The organism is Pseudomonas sp. 57B-090624, from assembly GCF_003234055.1.
Lineage (GTDB): Bacteria > Pseudomonadota > Gammaproteobacteria > Pseudomonadales > Pseudomonadaceae > Metapseudomonas > Metapseudomonas tohonis.
In genome coordinates, this window is sequence record NZ_QKRU01000039.1 from 1 (window position 1) to 17,762 (window position 17,762).

Consider the following 17,762-nt stretch of genomic DNA (forward strand, 5'->3'; position numbering starts at 1 on the left):
GGTCTGGGTGGGCTGTACCGGTGACAGGGTGACGAAGTCCACCTCCATCCGGGTCGCCAGCTCCAGCTCCTCTTCGCTGTGACAGGACGCCGCCAGCCAGCGCGCTTCGGGGAATGGGCGCCCCTTGGCGGCGTACTTGCGCAGTTGCTCGGCAGTCAGGTGCCAACCCGCTGCCGGGAAGTCGCCGAGCCACTCCAGCGGCCCCTTGAGCATCAACTGGGCCTTGCGCGCGCAGAGCCCCTGGATGTCCACCGCCAGGTCGCGGTACTGGGGGTCGAACATGTTCGGCGCACGCAGCTGGATGAGCTGAACGCCCTCGGCGACCGCGCGCCGCACGCCAGCCAGCAGCTCAGCCGCCTCAAGGCCATCCGGGGTGATCAGGTAGCGGTCCGGCAACCGTGCCGCGGCGATGATCGGTTGGTTGGCGGCCGGGAACGCGTAATCGGACAGGTCGCGGGACTCCACCCAGACCAGCGGCTGGCCTTCGGCACCGTGTGGTTCGCCGTCGAAGGCGGTGACTTCCCAGACATCCAGCAGCACCTGCTTGTCGGGGTAGTCGTGATGCACCTGGATCAGCGGGCGCGCGGCGCTCACGCGGATGCCCAGTTCTTCTTCCAGCTCCCGCGACAGCGCGGCCTGCACGGCCTCGCCCTCCTCCACCTTGCCACCGGGGAACTCCCACAGGCCGCCCTGGTGTTTGTCGTCCGGGCGGCGTGCGATCAGCACCCGGCCGTCGGCGCCGCGGATGACCGCGGCTGCGACGTGCACTCGCTTCATTCGATGATCTCCGTTTCCTGCAGGGCGGCCTGGTACCAGCGCTGGAACGCGGGCCACCGATAAATGGTGTCGACATAGGCCGCGGCTTCGCCGGGAAGCTCGACGGCGTAGCTGCGCAGGCGGCTGGCCACCGGCGCGTAGAAGGCATCGGCGATGCTGGCATGGCCGAACAGATAGGGGCCGTCCTGGCCGAAACGGCGACGGCAATCCGACCAGATGGCGCAGATGCGGCGGATGTCCTCGGCAGCCTCTTCGGGGATGCCATCCAGCGCCTGGTTGCGCTTCATGTCCATGGGCATGTGGCTGCGCAAGGCGACGAAGCCGCTGTGCATCTCCGCGCAGATGGCGCGCGCATGGGCACGGGCGGCCTGGCCGAAGGGCCACAGGTGGGCCTCGGGGAAGCGCTCGGCAAGGTATTCGGCGATGGCCAGGGAGTCCCAGATCGCGCCATCGGCCTCGGTCTCCAGCACCGGCACCTTGGCGGTGGGCGAATGGGCCAGCAGGCGCCTGTGGCTATCGGCAGCGTAGAGCGGGATGCGCAGCTCTTGGAAAGGGGCCTCGGTGAGCGCCATGGCGAGCCAGCCGCGCAGCGACCAGGACGAGTAGTTCTTGTTGCCGATGACCAGGGTGAGTGCCATGCGTTTCTCCTTGAGACCCACGGGTAATCCAGAGGGGTCGCTGGACCTTAAAAGGCGCAGGCGGTGATGGCAAATTCCCGTTGCTCATGGGGCCATGAACAACGGGAATGCCAGGAGCCAGGGCGGTTGACACCGCGAACGGATTCGCGGCGGCACGAGGCTCAGGTGCGGTATTCCGCGTTGATCTTGACGTACTCGTGGGACAGGTCGGTGGTCCAGATGGTTTCGCTGCAGGCGCCGCGTCCCAGTTCGATGCGGATGCCGATCTCTTCGCGGGCCATCACGGCGGCCCCCTGGTCCTCGGTGTAGGTCGAGGCACGGCCGCCCTTGCTGGCGATGCAGACCTCGCCCAGGAACACGTCGATCTTGCTCACGTCCAGCTGCGGCACGCCGGCACGACCGACTGCGGCGAGGATGCGGCCCCAGTTCGGGTCGGAGGCGAACAGCGCGGTCTTGATCAGCGGCGAATGGGCCACGGCGTAGGCCACGTCCAGGCACTCCTGGTGGGTGCCGCCGCCGTTGACCTGCACGGTGACGAACTTGGTGGCGCCTTCACCATCACGGACGATGGCCTGGGCCACTTCCATCGAGACTTCCAGCACCGCCTGCTTGAGCGCAGCGAAGAGTTCGCCGCTGGCCTGGGTCACTTCCGGCAGGGCCGCCTGCCCGGTGGCGACCAGCATGCAGCAGTCGTTGGTGGAGGTGTCGCCGTCGATGGTGATGCGGTTGAAGGACTTGTTGGCGGCATCGCGCAGCAGGTCCTGCAACACGCCCTGGGCGACCTTGGCGTCGGTGGCGATGTAGCCGAGCATGGTGGCCATGTTCGGCCTGATCATGCCGGCGCCCTTGCTGATGCCGGTGACGGTGACGGTGACGCCGTCATGCACGAACTGGCGGCTGGCGCCCTTGGGCAGGGTGTCGGTGGTCATGATGCCGGTGGCGGCAGCGGCCCAGTTGCCTTCGGAAAGATCGGCCAGGGCGTCGCCCAGGGCGGCTTCGATCTTCTCGACCGGCAGCGGCTCGCCAATCACACCGGTGGAGAACGGCAGCACGGCGCTGGCGTCGACGCCCGCCAGTTCGGCCAGCTTGGCGCAGGTGCGCTCGGCGGCGGCGAGGCCTGGCTCACCGGTGCCGGCGTTGGCGTTGCCGGTGTTGGTCAGGAAATAGCGCACGGGACCGAGGACACGCTTCTTCGCCAGGATCACCGGCGCGGCACAGAAGGCGTTGAGGGTGAACACGCCCGCTACGGTGGAACCCTCGGCGCAGCGCATGACCACCACGTCCTTGCGGCCAGGGCGTTTGATGCCGGCAGAGGCGATGCCGAGTTCGAAACCGGGAACCGGGTGCAGGGTGGGCAGGGGGCCGAGACCAACAGCCATGGAAGCACTCCTTGTCGTGTCGTCAGTTGAATCGGCGGCTGGGCGCCGCCGTTCCGGGGATGTCGAGTTGAAAACGCCGCGAGCGGCTGGGCCGGTCGCGGCGTGGGGAACTGCAGCCTAGCCTCAGCTGATCTGGCCGTGGCAGTGCTTGTACTTCTTGCCGGAACCACAGGGGCAGGGCTCGTTGCGGCCGACCTTGGGCTCGGTGCGGACAGGGGCGGCGGCCACTGCCACGTCACCCTCTTCGCCCTGCATCTGGGCTTCGGGCTCTTCCAGGCCAGGGGCCTCGGCATGCTGGAACTGCATGCGCTTGGCCAGTTCCTCGGCTTCGCGACGCAGACGAGCCTCTTCCTCGGCCGGGTCTTCGCGGCGGACCTGGACATGGGACAGGACGCGGATGGTGTCGCGACGGATGGAATCCAGCAGCTCCTGGAACAGGGTGAAGGACTCGCGCTTGTATTCCTGCTTGGGGTTCTTCTGCGCATAACCGCGCAGGTGGATGCCGTGGCGCAGGTGATCCATGGTGGACAGGTGGTCCTTCCACAGGTCGTCCAGCACGCGCAGGAGCATCTGTTTCTCGAAGGAGCGCAGGGCTTCGGCGCCGGCCAGCTCTTCCTTCTCGTTGTAGGCGGCGATCAGTTGCTCGAGGATCTTGGTGCGCAGGGTGTCCTCGAACAGCTTGTCGTCTTCGTCCAGCCACTGCTGGACCGGCAGCTTGATGCCGAAGTCGCTGTACAGGGCGGCTTCCAGGCCGGAGATGTCCCACTGCTCGGGCAGCGATTGCGGCGGGATGTGGGCGTCGATGGTGCGGCCCAGCACGTCCTCGCGGAACTCGGCGATGGTCTCGCCGATGTCTTCGGCGGCCAGCAGGCTGTTGCGCATGTGATAGATCACCTTGCGCTGCTCGTTGGCCACGTCGTCGAATTCGAGGAGCTGCTTGCGGATGTCGAAGTTGCGGCCTTCGACCTTGCGCTGCGCCTTCTCGATGGCGTTGGTCACCATGCGGTGCTCGATGGCCTCGCCGGACTGCATGCCCAGGGCCTTCATGAAGTTCTTCACCCGGTCGGAAGCGAAGATGCGCATCAGGCTGTCTTCCAGCGACAGGTAGAAGCGGCTGGAACCCGGGTCCCCCTGGCGACCGGCACGGCCACGCAGCTGGTTGTCGATGCGGCGGGATTCGTGGCGCTCGGACGCGACCACGTGCAGGCCGCCAGCCTCGATCACCTGTTGGTGACGCTTCTGCCATTCGGCCTTGATCTGGGCGACCTGCTCCTCGGTGGGGTTCTCGAGGGCGGCGACTTCGACTTCCCAGTTGCCGCCGAGGAGGATGTCGGTACCACGACCCGCCATGTTGGTGGCGATGGTCACGGCGCCGGGGCGACCGGCCTGGGCGATGATCTCGGCTTCCTTCTCGTGGTACTTGGCGTTGAGCACCTTGTGCTCGATGCCGGCCTTGACCAGCAGCTGCGAGACATACTCGGAGCTCTCGATCGAGGCGGTGCCCACGAGCACCGGACGGCCGTTGGCCTGGCAATCCTTGATGTCGGTGATGATGGCGGCGTACTTCTCTTCCTGGGTCAGGTAGACCAGGTCGTTGAAGTCCTTGCGCGCCACCGGACGGTGAGTCGGGATCACCATCACTTCGAGGCCGTAGATCGAATGGAATTCGAAGGCTTCGGTATCGGCGGTACCGGTCATGCCGGCCAGCTTGGCATAAAGGCGGAAGTAGTTCTGGAAGGTGGTGGAGGCCAGGGTCTGGCTCTCGGCCTGGATGTTCAGGCCTTCCTTCGCCTCGATGGCCTGGTGCAGGCCTTCGGAAAGGCGGCGACCGGGCATGGTGCGGCCGGTGTGCTCGTCGATCAGCAGGACCTGGTCGTTCTGCACGATGTACTCGACGTTGCGGTGGAACAGGGTGTGGGCGCGCAGGCCGGCGTAGACGTGGGTCAGCAGGCCCAGGTTGTGCGCGGAGTACAGGCTTTCGCCCTCGGCCAGCAGGCCGGCCTGGGTGAGCATGTCCTCGATGAACTGGTGGCCCTGCTCGTTGAGTTCGACCTGGCGGGTCTTCTCGTCGACGGAATAGTGGCCTTCCTGGACGACATTGCCCTCTTCCGGCTCGATGTGCTGCTTCAGGCGCGGGATCAGCTTGTTGATCTGCATGTACAGCTTGGAGCTGTCTTCGGCCTGGCCGGAAATGATCAGCGGCGTACGCGCTTCGTCGATGAGGATGGAGTCCACTTCGTCGATCACGGCGAAGTTCAGCTCGCGCTGGAACTTGTCTTCCAGGCTGAAGGCCATGTTGTCGCGCAGGTAGTCGAAGCCGAATTCGTTGTTGGTGCCGTAGGTGATGTCGGCAGCGTAGGCGGCGCGCTTTTCCTCCGGCGGCTGGAACGGGGTGACGATGCCGACGGTGAGGCCGAGGAACTCATACAGCGGACGCATCCAGTTGGCGTCGCGGCGAGCCAGGTAGTCGTTCACGGTGACCACGTGCACGCCCTTGCAGGACAGCGCATTGAGGTAGACCGGCAGGGTACCCACCAGGGTCTTGCCCTCACCGGTGCGCATCTCGGCGATCTTGCCTTCGTGGAGGGTCATGCCACCGATGAGCTGCACGTCGAAGTGACGCATGCCCATCACCCGCTTGCCGGCTTCACGGGCGACGGCAAAGGCTTCCGGCAGGATCTGGTCGAGGGTCTCGCCCTTGGCTACCCGCGCCTTGAACTCTTCGGTCTTGGCTCTGAGCTGCTCGTCGGACAGCGCGACCATCTGCTCTTCCAGGGCGTTGACCGCCTGGACAGCCTTGGCCATGCGCTTCACTTCGCGCTCGTTCTTGCTTCCAAAGAGTTTCTTCAACAAAGGCGCAAACATATCGACAGGATCTTCCACATATATGGATGGGGGGCGGCCCCGGAGTCGCCCGCGCAGCCTTCATGGCTGCTTGCGAAGGGGGCATTCTACCCGGATTCGTTGTAGAGAAAAGTAGCGTTATTCCGCGGCTGCGGAACGGGCTATATAGAGGGCTGGGTTGACCACCGCGCCATCGCGGGTGACCTCGAAGTGGACGTGCGCACCGGTGGAACGACCGCTGCTGCCGACCTTGGCGATGGCCTGGCCACGCTGCACCAGATCCCCCACCTGCACCAGGTTCTTCTGGTTGTGCGCATAGAGGGTGCGGTAACCATCCGCATGGCTGATCTCGACCATGTTGCCGTAGCCGGTCTTGCGTCCGGACCAGGTGACGACACCCGCGCCGACGGCCAGGACATCGCTACCGGCCTTGGCCGCGAAGTCCACGCCCTTGTGCTTGCTCAGGCGGCCGGTCAGGGGGTCGCTGCGCATGCCGAAGGGCGATGAGATGTAGCCCTGCAGCACCGGGCGTCCGGCCAGGTGCTCGGCTTCGCTGATGCGGCGCTCGCCGAGCAGCTGTTCGAGGACTTCCAGTTGCTGCTCGCGACTGTCAAGGCGCTCGGTCAGGCTGTCCAGCACATCCATGAAGGGCGGTGCCTGGTAGGCCGGCGCATCGAGCGGGTCTTCCGGGCCGCCCTGGCCGACGTTGAGGGAGAAATCGAACTCGCTGGAATCCAGGTCCGCCAGTTCCGCGACACGCTCGCCCAGCGCATCGAGCCGGGTAAGGCGCGCCTGCAGATCGGCGATGTGGGCGCCGAAGGCGTCCAGCTGACGCTGGGCGTCGGCCCGCGCCTGGCTCACCTGGCTACGCTGCTCGTCAAGCGCGAGCGTCATCTGCTGGCTGTCTTCAGCAGCGGGCGCCGCGGGCCTGATCCAGGCACCGAGGGCGATCCCCGAAGCGAGCACCAGCGCCAGCAGCAGGCCACCGAGCCCCAGGAGCACGCGCAGGTCGAGGCTCAGCGAACGCGCCGCCCCGTGCCTGCGGCTCAGAAGAATGATGTGCATGACTTCCCCAATTGATCGAGCGTTACCCGGTGCAGGCTTCTGCTACCATGGCCACTCTGTTTTCTTCAGGCGTCCTGCCATGTCTTTTCGTCCCTTGCCGGCCCGGTCCCCCGCCGCACTGCTGCGCGAGGAAAAACCGCTCAAGGCCCTGTTCAACCAGGCCCAACGCATCGATCACTGGCAACAGTTGCTGGAAAGCCAGCTGCAACCTGCGGCGCGCGAGCATTGCCGTGTAGCGTCATGGCGCGAGGGCTGCCTGATGCTGATCATCAGTGACGGCCACTGGGCGACGCGGCTGCGATACCAGCAACGCCGGCTGCAGCGTCAGCTCCAGGCCCTCGAAGAGTTCGCGACCTTAACGAAAATCATCTTCAAGGTGCAACCTTCCCAAGGCTCGGGACGTGCACCAGGCCGCACCATCGAGCTGTCGGCCTTTGCCGCCGAAAGCATCCAGGCCACTGCGGAAGGGATCGAGGATCCCAAGCTGCGCGCCGCCCTGGAGCGCCTCGCCGAGCGTGCCCGCAAGCCCGAACGCGACTGACCTTCCGCGACAATCCGCCGCTTCGCCCTCCCCTATTTTCCCTGCACAAAAAAAGAGGCCACCCCGTGGTGGGGTGGCCTCCAAAGAAGGAAAGAGGTGTTGCTTACACGGCCGCTACCGGGCGCATGTAGGAAATGGGTGCGGTCTTGGCATCTTCGAAGGTGACCACTTCCCAGGCATCCTTGTCGGCGATCAGTGCACGCAGCAGGCGATTGTTGAGTGCATGACCGGACTTGAAGCCACGGAACTCGCCGATGAGGCTGTTGCCGAGCAGGTAGAGGTCGCCGATGGCGTCGAGGATCTTGTGCTTGACGAATTCGTCCTCGTAACGGAGGCCGTCCTCGTTCAATACGCTGTCCTCATCGACCACGATGGCGTTCTCGACGCTGCCGCCCAGAGCCAGATTGTGCGAGCGCAGGAATTCCAGATCGCGCACGAACCCGAAGGTACGGGCACGGCTGACTTCCTTGACGAAGGTGGTGCTGGAGAAATCGACCGACGCTTTCTGGGTACGACCGTTGACCACCGGGTGGTCGAAGTCGATCTCGAAAGTGACCTTGAAGCCATCGAACGGCACGAAGGTGGCGCGCTTGTCGCCATCCTGCACGCTCACTTCGCGCTTGATGCGAATGAAGCGCTTAGCGGCTTCCTGCTCCTCGAGACCAGCGGACTGGATGAGGAACACGAACGGGCCGGCGCTGCCATCCATGATCGGTACTTCGGCGGCGGACAGCTCGACGTAGGCGTTGTCGATGCCCAGGCCAGCCATGGCCGAGAGCAGGTGTTCCACCGTGCCGACCTTGACGTCACCATTGAAAAGGTTGGTGGACATGGTGGTCTCACCGACGTTTTCGGCATAGGCGGCGATCTGGACGACGGGGTCCAGGTCGGTACGGCAGAACACGATGCCGGTATCCACAGGGGCGGGCTTGAGGGTCAGGTAGACCTTTTCCCCGGAATGCAGCCCTACGCCTGTGGCACGGATGACGTTCTTTAAAGTGCGTTGTTTGATCATGGCAGTGGCCGCTTTCGCGCTAGTTGCGAACAGTTTTCAACAATGGCCGGGGATGATAGCAGAACCGGCCTTTGCTGAACACCAATCACAGACATAGCGTCGATAAACTTCATCAATCGGCCTGACGACGCAGGAAGGCCGGAATATCCAGGTAATCCAGGTCGTCCTGCGGGTTCATCTTGGCGGCGGTTGCGGCGCTGCCATGAGCCTGGTTGCGCATGACGGTCGGACGATCCAGGTCGCGGTAGTTGACCGACGGCTGCTCCGCACGCTGGGGTGCGGGGGACGCGGCAACGGCTGCGGACTGGACGGTGTTGTCCACTACCTTGACGGGTTTCTCCAGGCGAGCGCCCAGGCCGGTGGCGACCACGGTGACGTGCAGCTCGTCGCGCATGTCCGGATCGATCACGGTGCCCACCTTCACGGTGGCGTGCTCGGAAGCGAACTGCTCGATGATGTTGCCCACATCGGAGTACTCGCCCAGGGACAGGTCGGGACCGGCGGTGATGTTCACCAGGATGCCGCGCGCGCCCTGCAGGTTGACGTCATCCAGCAGCGGGTTGCGGATCGCCGCCTCTGTGGCCTCACGGGCACGATTCGGACCGCTGGCGCAGCCGGTACCCATCATTGCCATGCCCATTTCGCTCATCACGGTCTTCACGTCGGCGAAGTCGACGTTGATCATGCCCGGACGCTTGATGATGTCGGAGATACCGCGCACGGCACCAGCCAGCACGTCGTCAGCCTTGGAGAAGGCGGACAGCAGGCTCGCATCCTTGCCGAGGATGGTCAGCAGCTTCTCGTTGGGGATGGTGATCAGCGAGTCGACGCTTTCCGACAGAGCACGGATGCCCTCGTCGGCGATCTGCATGCGCTTGCGGCCCTCGAACGGGAACGGGCGGGTGACCACGGCAACGGTGAGGATGCCCATGTCCTTCGCCACTTCAGCGATGATCGGGGCCGCACCGGTACCGGTACCGCCACCCATGCCGGTGGTGATGAAGACCATGTCGGTGCCCTGCAGCACTTCGGCGATGCGCTCGCGATCCTCCAGAGCGGCCTGACGACCGATCTCGGGATTGGCACCCGCACCCAGCCCCTTGGTAACGCCCGGGCCGAGTTGCAGAACGGTGCGCGCACCGATGTTCTTCAGTGCCTGGGCATCGGTGTTGGCGCAGATGAACTCGACGCCTTCGATGTTGCTCTTGGTCATGTGGTTGACTGCGTTGCCGCCGCCACCGCCCACGCCGATTACCTTGATGACCGCACTTTGCGGAACGTTATCTACGAGTTCGAACATATCCCCTCTCCTTCCTTTTCTAGTTGTATCGCCTACTGCAAAAACTCTTTAGAAGTTGCCCTGGACCCAGCGCTTGAGCCGCTCCAGAACAGGTGTCTTGGGTTCGTCACTGAAACTGCCCAGGCCGCCGGACATCGAAATCCCGTCGGACTGCTTCTGCAGGCCGTACATCAGCAGGCCAACGCCGGTCGAGTAGATCGGGTTGCGCACCACGTCGCTCAAGCCCTTGACGCTATGCGGCACGCCCAGGCGCACCGGCATGTGGAAAATCTCTTCGGCGAGCTCGACCGCGCCCTCCATCTTCGCGGTGCCGCCGGTCAGGACGATGCCTGCCGGGATCAGGTCCTCGTAGCCGCTGCGGCGCAGCTCGGCCTGGATCAGGGTGAACAGTTCGTCATAGCGGGGCTCGACCACTTCGGCCAGTGCCTGGCGCGAGAGTTCCCGCGGCGGACGGTCGCCGACGCTCGGCACCTTGATGGTTTCGCCGGCACCGGCCAGCTTGGCCAGGGCGCAGGCGTAGCGGATCTTGATCTCCTCGGCGTACTGGGTCGGCGTCCGCAGGGCCATGGCGATGTCGTTGGTCACCTGGTCGCCGGCGATCGGTATCACCGCAGTGTGGCGGATCGCGCCCTCGGTGAAGATGGCGATGTCGGTGGTGCCGCCGCCGATGTCCACCAGGCACACGCCCAGTTCCTTCTCGTCGTCGGTCAGCACCGAATAGGCCGAGGCGAGTTGCTCGAGGATGATGTCGTCCACCTCCAGGCCGCAACGGCGCACGCACTTCTCGATGTTCTGCGCCGCATTCACCGCGCAGGTCACCACGTGGACCTTGGCTTCCAGGCGCACGCCGGACATGCCCAGGGGCTCGCGCACCCCTTCCTGGTTATCGATCACGTAGTCCTGCGCCAGGGTGTGCAGCACCCGCTGGTCGGCAGGAATGGCGACGGCCTGGGCGGCGTCGAGCACACGCTCGATGTCTGCCGGGCTGACTTCGCGATCACGGATCGCGACGATGCCGTGGGAGTTCAGGCTGCGGATGTGATTGCCGGCGACGCCGACGAAGGCGGAGTGGATACGGCAGCCCGCCATCATCTGCGCCTCTTCCACCGCGCGCTGGATGGACTGCACGGTGGATTCGATGTTCACCACCACGCCCTTCTTCAGCCCGCGGGACGGATGGGTACCGATCCCGACGATCTCCAGCTGGCCGTCGGCCGCGATCTCGCCCACCAGCGCCACCACCTTGGAGGTGCCGATATCCAGGCCGACGATCATCTTGCCGCTCTGCACGCTTGCCATGGTTCTAACCTTCTCCTCAATTCGCGCGGCCGGCTACGGCCGCCGCAGGTGCCTCTACCGGGGTTCGCCACGCTACCGCCAAGCCGTTGGGGTAACGCAGGTCGACACGCTCGATGTTGGCGATCTGTTCTTTGAGCGTCTTCTCGTAGATCGAGATGAAGCGACGCATCTTCTCCACCAGATGATCCCTTCCCAGCAGGATCTCCACGCCCTGCCCGGTGGACAGGAACCAGCTGCCGCGTTCGCGCAGCTCCAGGCGGGTGATGGAAAACCCGAGCGGGCGCAACATCTGGCTGAGCATCTGGTACTGCTGCATCACCTGTTCCTGGGCCCGCTGTGGCCCCCACAGCTGCGGCAGTTGTTCGTAATGGGTCAGCTCACGCGGGGTGAAGGCCTGGCCCTGGTTGTTCAGCAGCGCCTCATCGCCCCAGCGGGCGATCGGCAATTGTTCTTCCAGGCGGATCATCACCTGGTCCGGCCACACCCGGCGCACCTCGGCGTGGGCGATCCAGGGCATCTGCTCCAGCTCGCTGCGCATGCCGGCCAGGTCGATGCTGAAGAAGCTCGCCGCGATGTACGGAGCGATCCGCTGCTGCACCGCCTGCTGGCTGATGTAGCTCAGGTCGCCCTGCACGTTGATCTTGGCGATGGGGCGATCGGCATAGGGCAGCAAGCGCTGCGCCGCCTCGTAGGCACCGAAACCCAGCACCACCAGGACCACCGGCCAGACCAGGCGCTTGAACACGCTGAAGTTCGGCTTGGGCAGACGCGCACTGAGCGGCTCCTTCGCCACCATCCGGCTGGCACCACGCGGCACCGGCTTGCGCTGGGGAGCGCGGCCGATGGCGGGTTGCTGATGACGGATCGTGGCGCCACGCATGTGCTTAACCTCGTGCCTCGACGCTGTCTGCCAGGATCGACAGCACCAACTGCTGGTAGTCCAGGCCCGCAGCACGAGCGGCCATCGGGACCAGGCTGTGGTCGGTCATGCCCGGAACGGTGTTCACCTCCAGCAGCCAGAAGCGGCCGTCGGCGTCCTGCATCACGTCGGCGCGCGCCCAGCCCTGGGTGCCCACCGCCTCGCACGCACGCGCGGTCAGGTCCTTGAGTTCCTGCTCCTTGGCCGCATCGAGCCCGCAGGGGATCTGGTACTGGGTGTCATTGGCCAGGTACTTGGCGTCGTAGTCGTAGAAGGTATGCGGGGTACCCAGGCGGATGGGCGGCAGCACCTGCCCGCGCAGCATCGCGATGGTGTACTCCGGCCCATGGATCCACTGCTCCACCAGTACCTGGGAGTCGTAACGGCTGGCACCCTTCCAGGCTTCTATCAATGCGTCGACATCCGCCACCTTGGCCATGCCGATGCTCGAGCCTTCGTGAGCCGGCTTGACGATCAGCGGGAAACCCAGCGCTTCGGCCGCGGCACGGCAATCCGCCTCGCTGGCCAGCACCGCGTGACGAGGGGTGGACAGGCCGAGGCTCTGCCAGACCTGCTTGGTCCGCAGCTTGTCCATCGCCAGGGCGGACGCCAGCACACCGCTACCGGTGTAGGGGATGCCCAGGCACTCCAGCAGGCCCTGCATGCTGCCGTCCTCGCCGCCACGGCCGTGGAGGACGATGAAGGCGCGGTCGATCTTCTCGGCGGCCAGGCGTTGCAGCAGGTCGTCGCCGACATCGATGCCGAAGGCCTCGACGCCTGCGCCCTGGAGCGCTTCCAGGACCATGCTGCCGGACTTCAGCGAGACGTCGCGCTCGGCGCTCTTGCCGCCGTAGAGCACGGCGACCCGGCCGAAGGCCTTGGGGTCGAGGGTGGACTTCAGGTTCGCGCTCATGACTCTTTCCTCGCGGCGGCATCATCGCCACCACCGAACAACGGGCTCTGGATCAATTGCGGGGCCAGCCCGCCGATATCGCCGGCACCCTGGCAGAGCAGGATGTCGCCGGCGCGCAGCAACGGCTTGACCAGCGGCGCCAGGTCGACACCACGCTCGATGTAGATCGGGTCCAGCTGGCCGCGCTGGCGAATGCTGTGGCACAGCTGGCGGCTGTCGGCGCCGGGGATGGGCTCTTCGCCCGCCGGGTAGACTTCCATCAGCAGCAGCACGTTGGACTCGCCCAGCACCTGCACGAAGTCGTCGTACAGGTCACGGGTGCGGCTGTAGCGGTGCGGCTGGTAGACCATCACCAGACGGCGCTCCGGCCAGCCACCGCGTACCGCCTTGATCACCGCCGCGACTTCGCGCGGATGGTGGCCATAGTCGTCGACCAGCATCACGCTGCCGCCTTCGACCTGCAGCTCACCGTAGACCTGGAAGCGTCGGCCCACGCCCTGGAAGCCCGACAGGCCACGCACGATGGCGTCGTCGTCGATGCCTTCATCGGTGGCGATGGCGATGGTCGCCAGGGCATTCAACACATTGTGGTTGCCCGGCATGTTCACCGAGACGTCCAGCGGCGCACGGTCCTTGCGCAGCACGGTGAAGAAGGTCTGCATGCCCTGCTGGCGCACGTTGATGGCGCGCAGGTCGGCGTCCTCGGCGAAGCCGTAGGTCACGGTCGGGCGGGCCACCTGCGGGAGGATCTCGCGTACCACCGGGTCATCCACGCAAAGCACCGCCAACCCGTAGAACGGCAGGTTGTGCAGGAACTCGACGAAGGTCTTCTTCAGCTTGTTGAAGTCGCCGCCGTAGGTGCTCATGTGGTCGGCGTCGATGTTGGTGACCACCGCGACCATCGGCTGCAGATGCAGGAAGCTGGCGTCGCTCTCATCGGCCTCGGCCACCAGGTAGCGGCTGGTGCCCAGTTGCGCGTTGGTGCCGGCGGCGTTCAGGCGCCCGCCGATGACGAAGGTCGGGTCCAGGCCCCCGGCGGCGAACACCGAGGCGATCAGGCTGGTGGTGGTGGTCTTGCCGTGGGTACCGGCAACGGCGATGCCGTGGCGGTAGCGCATCAGCTCGGCCAGCATCTCGGCACGCGGCACCACGGGGATACGGCGCTCCAGGGCGACGGCGACCTCCGGGTTGGCCTTGTTCACCGCGCTGGAGACCACCAGCACGTCGGCGTTCTCGGCGTTCTCGGCACGGTGGCCGATGAAGATCTGCGCACCGAAGCTCTCCAGGCGCGCGGTCACGGCCGAGGCCTTGAGGTCGGAACCGGAGACGTTGTAGCCGAGGTTCAGCAGCACTTCGGCGATCCCGCACATGCCCACGCCGCCGATGCCGACGAAGTGGATGCGGCGGATGCGGCGCATTTCCGGTTGCGGCATGGCTTTCTGGCTCTCAACCATGGGCCACCTCCAGGCAGATATCGACCACGCTGCGGGTGGCATCGGGCTTGGCCAGACGGCGGGCGATCGCGCCCATGGCCTTCAGTCGTTCGGGTTGCATCAGTACCTCGGTCAGCCGGGCGGCGAGTGCGGCCGCGTCGGTGGCATGTTGCGGGAGAAGGAAGGCCGCGCCCTCCTTCGCCAGATAATCGGCATTGCGCGACTGGTGGTCGTCGATCGCATGGGGCAGCGGCACCAGGAAGGACGGCAACCCGGCAGCAGCGAGCTCGCTGACGGTCAGCGCGCCAGAGCGGCAGATGACCAGATCGGCCCAGGCATAAGCCCGCGCCATATCCTTGATGAAGGGTGCGACCTCCGCTTCGACACCGGCTTCGCGATAACGCTCCGCGGTGACCCCATCGTGATTCTTGCCCGCCTGGTGGAACACCTGCGGGCGAAGTTCGGCAGGCAGCAACGCAACGGCTGCCGGCAGCAGTTTGTTCAGTGGCTCGGCGCCCAGGCTGCCGCCCAGTACCAGCAGTCGCGGCGTGCGACCGGCCAGGGCGTCGCGCGGGGTTTCCAGGAACAGCTCCTCGCGCACCGGGTTGCCCGTGGTGCGGCGCTTGTCGCTGGTCCCGAAGGTATCCGGGAAGGCCTCGCAGACGCGGCTGGCGAACGGCGCCAGGCTGCGGTTGGCGGTGCCGGCGACGGCGTTCTGCTCATGGATGACCAGCGGTACGCCGGCCAGGCGCGCAGCCAGGCCGCCGGGGCCGGTGACATAGCCACCCATGCCCAGCACGCAGACGGGCTTGAGCTCGCTGACCACACGCCGCGCCTGGAACAGCGAACGCACCAGGGAGAACGGCGCCTTGAGCAGCGACCTGATGCCCTTGCCGCGCAAGCCGGTGACCTGGATCAGGTGCAGTGGCAGGCCGGCCTGGGGTACCAGTTCGTTCTCGATGCCACGCGGGGTACCCAGCCAGTGCACGCTGTAGCCACGGGCCTGGAACTCGCGGGCGCAGGCCAGTGCCGGGAACACGTGCCCGCCGGTGCCACCCGCCATGATCAATACGTTGCCGCTCATGGGCGTACCTCCTCTTCGAGGAAGTCGCTCTCGACGAACTCGATGTCTTCGTTGCCCAGGTGCGTGCGGCTTTCCCATTCGATCCGCAGCAGCAGGCCGAGGCAGACGCAGCAGATCACCAGGGAGCTGCCGCCGTAGCTGAGGAACGGCAGGGTCAGGCCCTTGGTGGGCAGCAGGCCGACGTTCACACCGATGTTGATCAGGACCTGGCCGATCCACTGGAACGCCAGGCCATAGGCCACGTAGGCCGAGAAATATTGCCGCGCGCGTTCCGCGCAGAGGCCGATGTGCAGTGCCCGGACGCTGACGAACACGAACAGGGCGACCGTGGCCAACGCCCCGACCATGCCCAGCTCCTCCGCCAGTACGGCGAAGACGAAGTCGGTGTGGGCCTCGGGCAGGTAAAACTGCTTCTGGATGCTGTTGCCCAGGCCGACGCCGAACCATTCGCCACGGCCGAAAGCGATCAGCGCCTGGCTCAACTGGTAGCCGGCGCCGTACTGGTCGGCCCAGGGGTCGATGAAGTTGGTCAGGCGCTGCATGCGGTAGCTCTGGCTGGTCATGACCAGCACCCCGGCACCGAGCACCGCGCCGACCAACGGGACGAAGCGAACCAGGTTGATGCCACCGAGGAACAGCATGGCGATGCAGGAACCCACCAGTACCACGGTGGCGCCGAAGTCCGGCTCCGCCAGCAGCAGCACGGCGATGGGGCCGAGCACCAGCATCGGCTTGATGAAGCCGGTGAGCTTCTCGCGCACCTCGTCCTGGCGGCGCACCAGGTAGCCGGCGATGAACATGACGGTGAACAGCTTGGCCAGTTCGGACGGCTGCAGGTTGAACAGGCCGAAGCCGATCCAGCGCTTGGCGCCGTTGACCTCGCGGCCGATGCCCGGCAGCAGCACCATGATCAGCAGAACGAAGGCGACCAGCATCAGGCGCGCGCCGTAGCGCTGCCAGAAGCTCATGGGCACCTGCAGGGTCAGCACGCAGGCGACCCCGCCGATGGCCAGGTAAATGAGGTGGCGGATGCTGTGGTAGAGCGGGTTGCCGGACAGCGCGGCGGCCACTTCCGAGGACGCCGAGGTGATCATCACCAGCCCCAGGCCGAGCAGCGCCAGGCAACCCGCCAGCAGCGGGAAGTCCATGTCGAGGCCACGGCGACTGCGCAGCGGCGACTGCAGGGCGAACAGGCGGGCCAGCATCAGATGAGCCCCTCCACGGCCAGGGCGAAGAGGCGTCCGCGCTCTTCGAAGTTCTTGAACATGTCGAGGCTGGCGCACGCGGGCGACAGCAGCACGGCGTCCCCGCGGACGGCCAGTTCGGCGGCGCGGCTAACGGCCTCGTCCAGGGTCCGCACGCGCACCAGCGGCACCGCATCGCCCAGGGCCTGGGCGATCAGCTCGGCGTCACGCCCCAGCAACACCACGGCGCGGCAGAAGCTCGCCACCGGCTCGCGCATCCCGGAGAAATCGGCACCCTTGCCATCGCCACCGGCGATCAGCACAAGCTTGCCGTCGATGTCCGCGCCCAGGCCCTCGATGGCGGCCAGCGCAGCGCCGACGTTGGTGGCCTTGGAGTCGTCGTAGTACGCCACGCCTTCGCGCTCGCGCACCCACTGGCAGCGATGGGCCAGGCCGGTGAAGGTCTTGAGGGTCTCCAGCATCGGCTCCATGGGCAGGCCGACGGCGTGGCCCAGGGCCAGGGCAGCCAGGGCATTGGCCTGGTTGTGGGCGCCACGGACCTTGAGCTCGCGCACGGGCAGCAGCTTCTCGAACTGGAACGCGAGGTATTTCTCGCCCTCTTCCTCGATCAGGCCGAAGCCCCTGAAGTCGGGCTTGTTCAGGCCAAAGGTCCAGCAGGGTAGCTGGTCGGCGACCAGGGGCCGGGACAGCGCATCGCCACGGTTGACCACCACCTGCCGGGCGCCGCGGAAGATGCGGTGCTTGGCCAGGTGATAGGCCTGCATGTCGGCGTAGCGGTCCATGTGGTCTTCGCTGACGTTGAGCACGGTGGCCACCTCGGCGTTCAGGCGATCGGTGGTCTCCAGCTGGAAGCTGGACAGCTCCATCACGTAGAGCTCGATGTCATCGGCCAGCAGATCGAGCGCCGGGGTCCCCAGGTTGCCGCCCACGGCGACCCGGCGACCGGCCGCCAGCGCCATCTCGCCCACCAGGGTGGTGACGGTGCTCTTGGCGTTGGAACCGCTGATGGCCACGATGGGCGCCTTGGCGTGGCGGGCGAACAATTCGATATCGCCGGACAGCTTGACGCCGCGCTTGGCCGCCTCCTGCAGCGCCGGTGTGGCGATGGCCAGGCCGGGGCTCACATAGAGCTCGCTGGCGCGGCAGAGGAAATCGACGTCGAGTTCACCACAGCGCACTTCCACCTCCGGGTACTGGGCACGCAGGGTGGCCAGTTCGGGCGGGTTCTCGCGCGTATCGGCCACGGCGAAGCGCACGCCCTGGCGCGCCAGGAAGCGCACCAAGGACATGCCGCTCTTGCCGAGGCCGACAACGATGCGGAACTGGTCGGAAGCGATCAGGCTCATGGTC

The 17,762-nt window shown here is 66.0% G+C and carries 15 protein-coding genes; 1 reads left to right on the forward strand and 14 read right to left on the reverse strand.

Annotated elements, in window-relative coordinates; translation table 11 throughout:
* The 5 genes from DMX10_RS18610 to DMX10_RS18630 all read right to left on the reverse strand — a co-directional run.
* A partial coding sequence (locus DMX10_RS18610) for a Nudix family hydrolase (protein WP_111262443.1) occupies nt 1–777 on the reverse strand: 777 nt, incomplete at its 3' end.
* The gene (locus DMX10_RS18615; protein ID WP_111262444.1) at nt 774–1,415 is read right to left on the reverse strand and encodes a glutathione S-transferase family protein; all 642 of its coding nucleotides are present in this window, start codon (nt 1,413–1,415) and stop codon (nt 774–776) included. The genes DMX10_RS18615 and DMX10_RS18610, both read right to left, overlap by 4 nt.
* Before the next feature lie 161 nt (nt 1,416–1,576).
* Nucleotides 1,577–2,794: a bifunctional glutamate N-acetyltransferase/amino-acid acetyltransferase ArgJ gene (argJ, locus tag DMX10_RS18620; protein ID WP_111262445.1), complete on the reverse strand. Its 1,218-nt coding sequence runs from the start codon at nt 2,792–2,794 to the stop codon at nt 1,577–1,579.
* A 123-nt stretch (nt 2,795–2,917) separates the two neighbouring features.
* Entirely contained in the window at nt 2,918–5,659 is a 2,742-nt protein-coding gene (gene secA, locus DMX10_RS18625) for a preprotein translocase subunit SecA (RefSeq protein WP_111262446.1), read from the reverse strand.
* Nucleotides 5,660–5,776: 117 nt separating this feature from the next.
* Entirely contained in the window at nt 5,777–6,703 is a 927-nt protein-coding gene (locus DMX10_RS18630) for a M23 family metallopeptidase (protein WP_111262447.1), read from the reverse strand.
* A gap of 79 nt (nt 6,704–6,782) precedes the next feature.
* On the opposite strand from DMX10_RS18630, the gene DMX10_RS18635 reads away from it, so the two are divergent.
* Entirely contained in the window at nt 6,783–7,244 is a 462-nt protein-coding gene (locus DMX10_RS18635; RefSeq protein ID WP_111262448.1) for a DciA family protein, read from the forward strand.
* A 103-nt stretch (nt 7,245–7,347) separates the two neighbouring features.
* Here the strand turns inward: DMX10_RS18635 and lpxC are convergent, their stop codons facing one another.
* The 9 genes from lpxC to murD form a co-directional block, all read right to left on the reverse strand.
* A complete protein-coding gene (lpxC, locus tag DMX10_RS18640) occupies nt 7,348–8,259 on the reverse strand; it encodes a UDP-3-O-acyl-N-acetylglucosamine deacetylase (protein WP_111262449.1) in 912 nt (303 codons plus the stop codon).
* Nucleotides 8,260–8,371: 112 nt separating this feature from the next.
* Nucleotides 8,372–9,559 (reverse strand): cell division protein FtsZ, encoded by a 1,188-nt coding sequence (gene ftsZ / locus DMX10_RS18645; protein ID WP_111262450.1) that lies wholly within the window; start codon nt 9,557–9,559, stop codon nt 8,372–8,374.
* Between the two features lie 48 nt (nt 9,560–9,607).
* A complete protein-coding gene (ftsA, locus tag DMX10_RS18650) occupies nt 9,608–10,858 on the reverse strand; it encodes a cell division protein FtsA (RefSeq protein ID WP_021218769.1) in 1,251 nt (416 codons plus the stop codon).
* A 16-nt stretch (nt 10,859–10,874) separates the two neighbouring features.
* Nucleotides 10,875–11,738, reverse strand: coding sequence for a cell division protein FtsQ/DivIB (locus DMX10_RS18655; protein WP_111262451.1), 864 nt, complete (start codon nt 11,736–11,738; stop codon nt 10,875–10,877).
* 4 nt (nt 11,739–11,742) lie between these two features.
* Nucleotides 11,743–12,690 (reverse strand): D-alanine--D-alanine ligase, encoded by a 948-nt coding sequence (locus DMX10_RS18660; protein WP_111262452.1) that lies wholly within the window; start codon nt 12,688–12,690, stop codon nt 11,743–11,745.
* Nucleotides 12,687–14,144, reverse strand: a complete 1,458-nt coding sequence (gene murC, locus DMX10_RS18665) for a UDP-N-acetylmuramate--L-alanine ligase (protein ID WP_111262453.1) — start codon at nt 14,142–14,144, stop codon at nt 12,687–12,689. Before murC ends, DMX10_RS18660 begins: the two co-directional genes overlap by 4 nt.
* Nucleotides 14,137–15,207, reverse strand: coding sequence for an undecaprenyldiphospho-muramoylpentapeptide beta-N-acetylglucosaminyltransferase (gene murG, locus DMX10_RS18670; RefSeq protein WP_111262454.1), 1,071 nt, complete (start codon nt 15,205–15,207; stop codon nt 14,137–14,139). Before murG ends, murC begins: the two co-directional genes overlap by 8 nt.
* On the reverse strand, nt 15,204–16,412 hold the full coding sequence (ftsW, locus tag DMX10_RS18675) for a putative lipid II flippase FtsW (protein ID WP_111262455.1): 1,209 nt from the start codon (nt 16,410–16,412) through the stop codon (nt 15,204–15,206). The genes murG and ftsW overlap by 4 nt, the downstream gene beginning before the upstream one ends.
* Entirely contained in the window at nt 16,412–17,758 is a 1,347-nt protein-coding gene (murD, locus tag DMX10_RS18680; RefSeq protein WP_111262456.1) for a UDP-N-acetylmuramoyl-L-alanine--D-glutamate ligase, read from the reverse strand. The genes ftsW and murD overlap by 1 nt, the downstream gene beginning before the upstream one ends.
* Nucleotides 17,759–17,762 lie beyond the last annotated feature (4 nt).

Excerpts from the sequence above, each read along its gene's own strand:
- DMX10_RS18615 (WP_111262444.1), bottom strand. The coding sequence starts at position 1,415 with ATGGCACTCACCCTGGTCATCGGCAACAAGAACTACTCGTCCTGGTCG.
- argJ (WP_111262445.1), bottom strand. The coding sequence starts at position 2,794 with ATGGCTGTTGGTCTCGGCCCCCTGCCCACCCTGCACCCGGTTCCCGGT.
- secA (WP_111262446.1), bottom strand. The coding sequence starts at position 5,659 with ATGTTTGCGCCTTTGTTGAAGAAACTCTTTGGAAGCAAGAACGAGCGC.
- DMX10_RS18630 (WP_111262447.1), bottom strand. The coding sequence starts at position 6,703 with ATGCACATCATTCTTCTGAGCCGCAGGCACGGGGCGGCGCGTTCGCTG.
- DMX10_RS18635 (WP_111262448.1), top strand. The coding sequence starts at position 6,783 with ATGTCTTTTCGTCCCTTGCCGGCCCGGTCCCCCGCCGCACTGCTGCGC.
- lpxC (WP_111262449.1), bottom strand. The coding sequence starts at position 8,259 with ATGATCAAACAACGCACTTTAAAGAACGTCATCCGTGCCACAGGCGTA.
- ftsZ (WP_111262450.1), bottom strand. The coding sequence starts at position 9,559 with ATGTTCGAACTCGTAGATAACGTTCCGCAAAGTGCGGTCATCAAGGTA.
- ftsA (WP_021218769.1), bottom strand. The coding sequence starts at position 10,858 with ATGGCAAGCGTGCAGAGCGGCAAGATGATCGTCGGCCTGGATATCGGC.
- DMX10_RS18655 (WP_111262451.1), bottom strand. The coding sequence starts at position 11,738 with ATGCGTGGCGCCACGATCCGTCATCAGCAACCCGCCATCGGCCGCGCT.
- DMX10_RS18660 (WP_111262452.1), bottom strand. The coding sequence starts at position 12,690 with ATGAGCGCGAACCTGAAGTCCACCCTCGACCCCAAGGCCTTCGGCCGG.
- murC (WP_111262453.1), bottom strand. The coding sequence starts at position 14,144 with ATGGTTGAGAGCCAGAAAGCCATGCCGCAACCGGAAATGCGCCGCATC.
- murG (WP_111262454.1), bottom strand. The coding sequence starts at position 15,207 with ATGAGCGGCAACGTATTGATCATGGCGGGTGGCACCGGCGGGCACGTG.
- ftsW (WP_111262455.1), bottom strand. The coding sequence starts at position 16,412 with ATGCTGGCCCGCCTGTTCGCCCTGCAGTCGCCGCTGCGCAGTCGCCGT.
- murD (WP_111262456.1), bottom strand. The coding sequence starts at position 17,758 with ATGAGCCTGATCGCTTCCGACCAGTTCCGCATCGTTGTCGGCCTCGGC.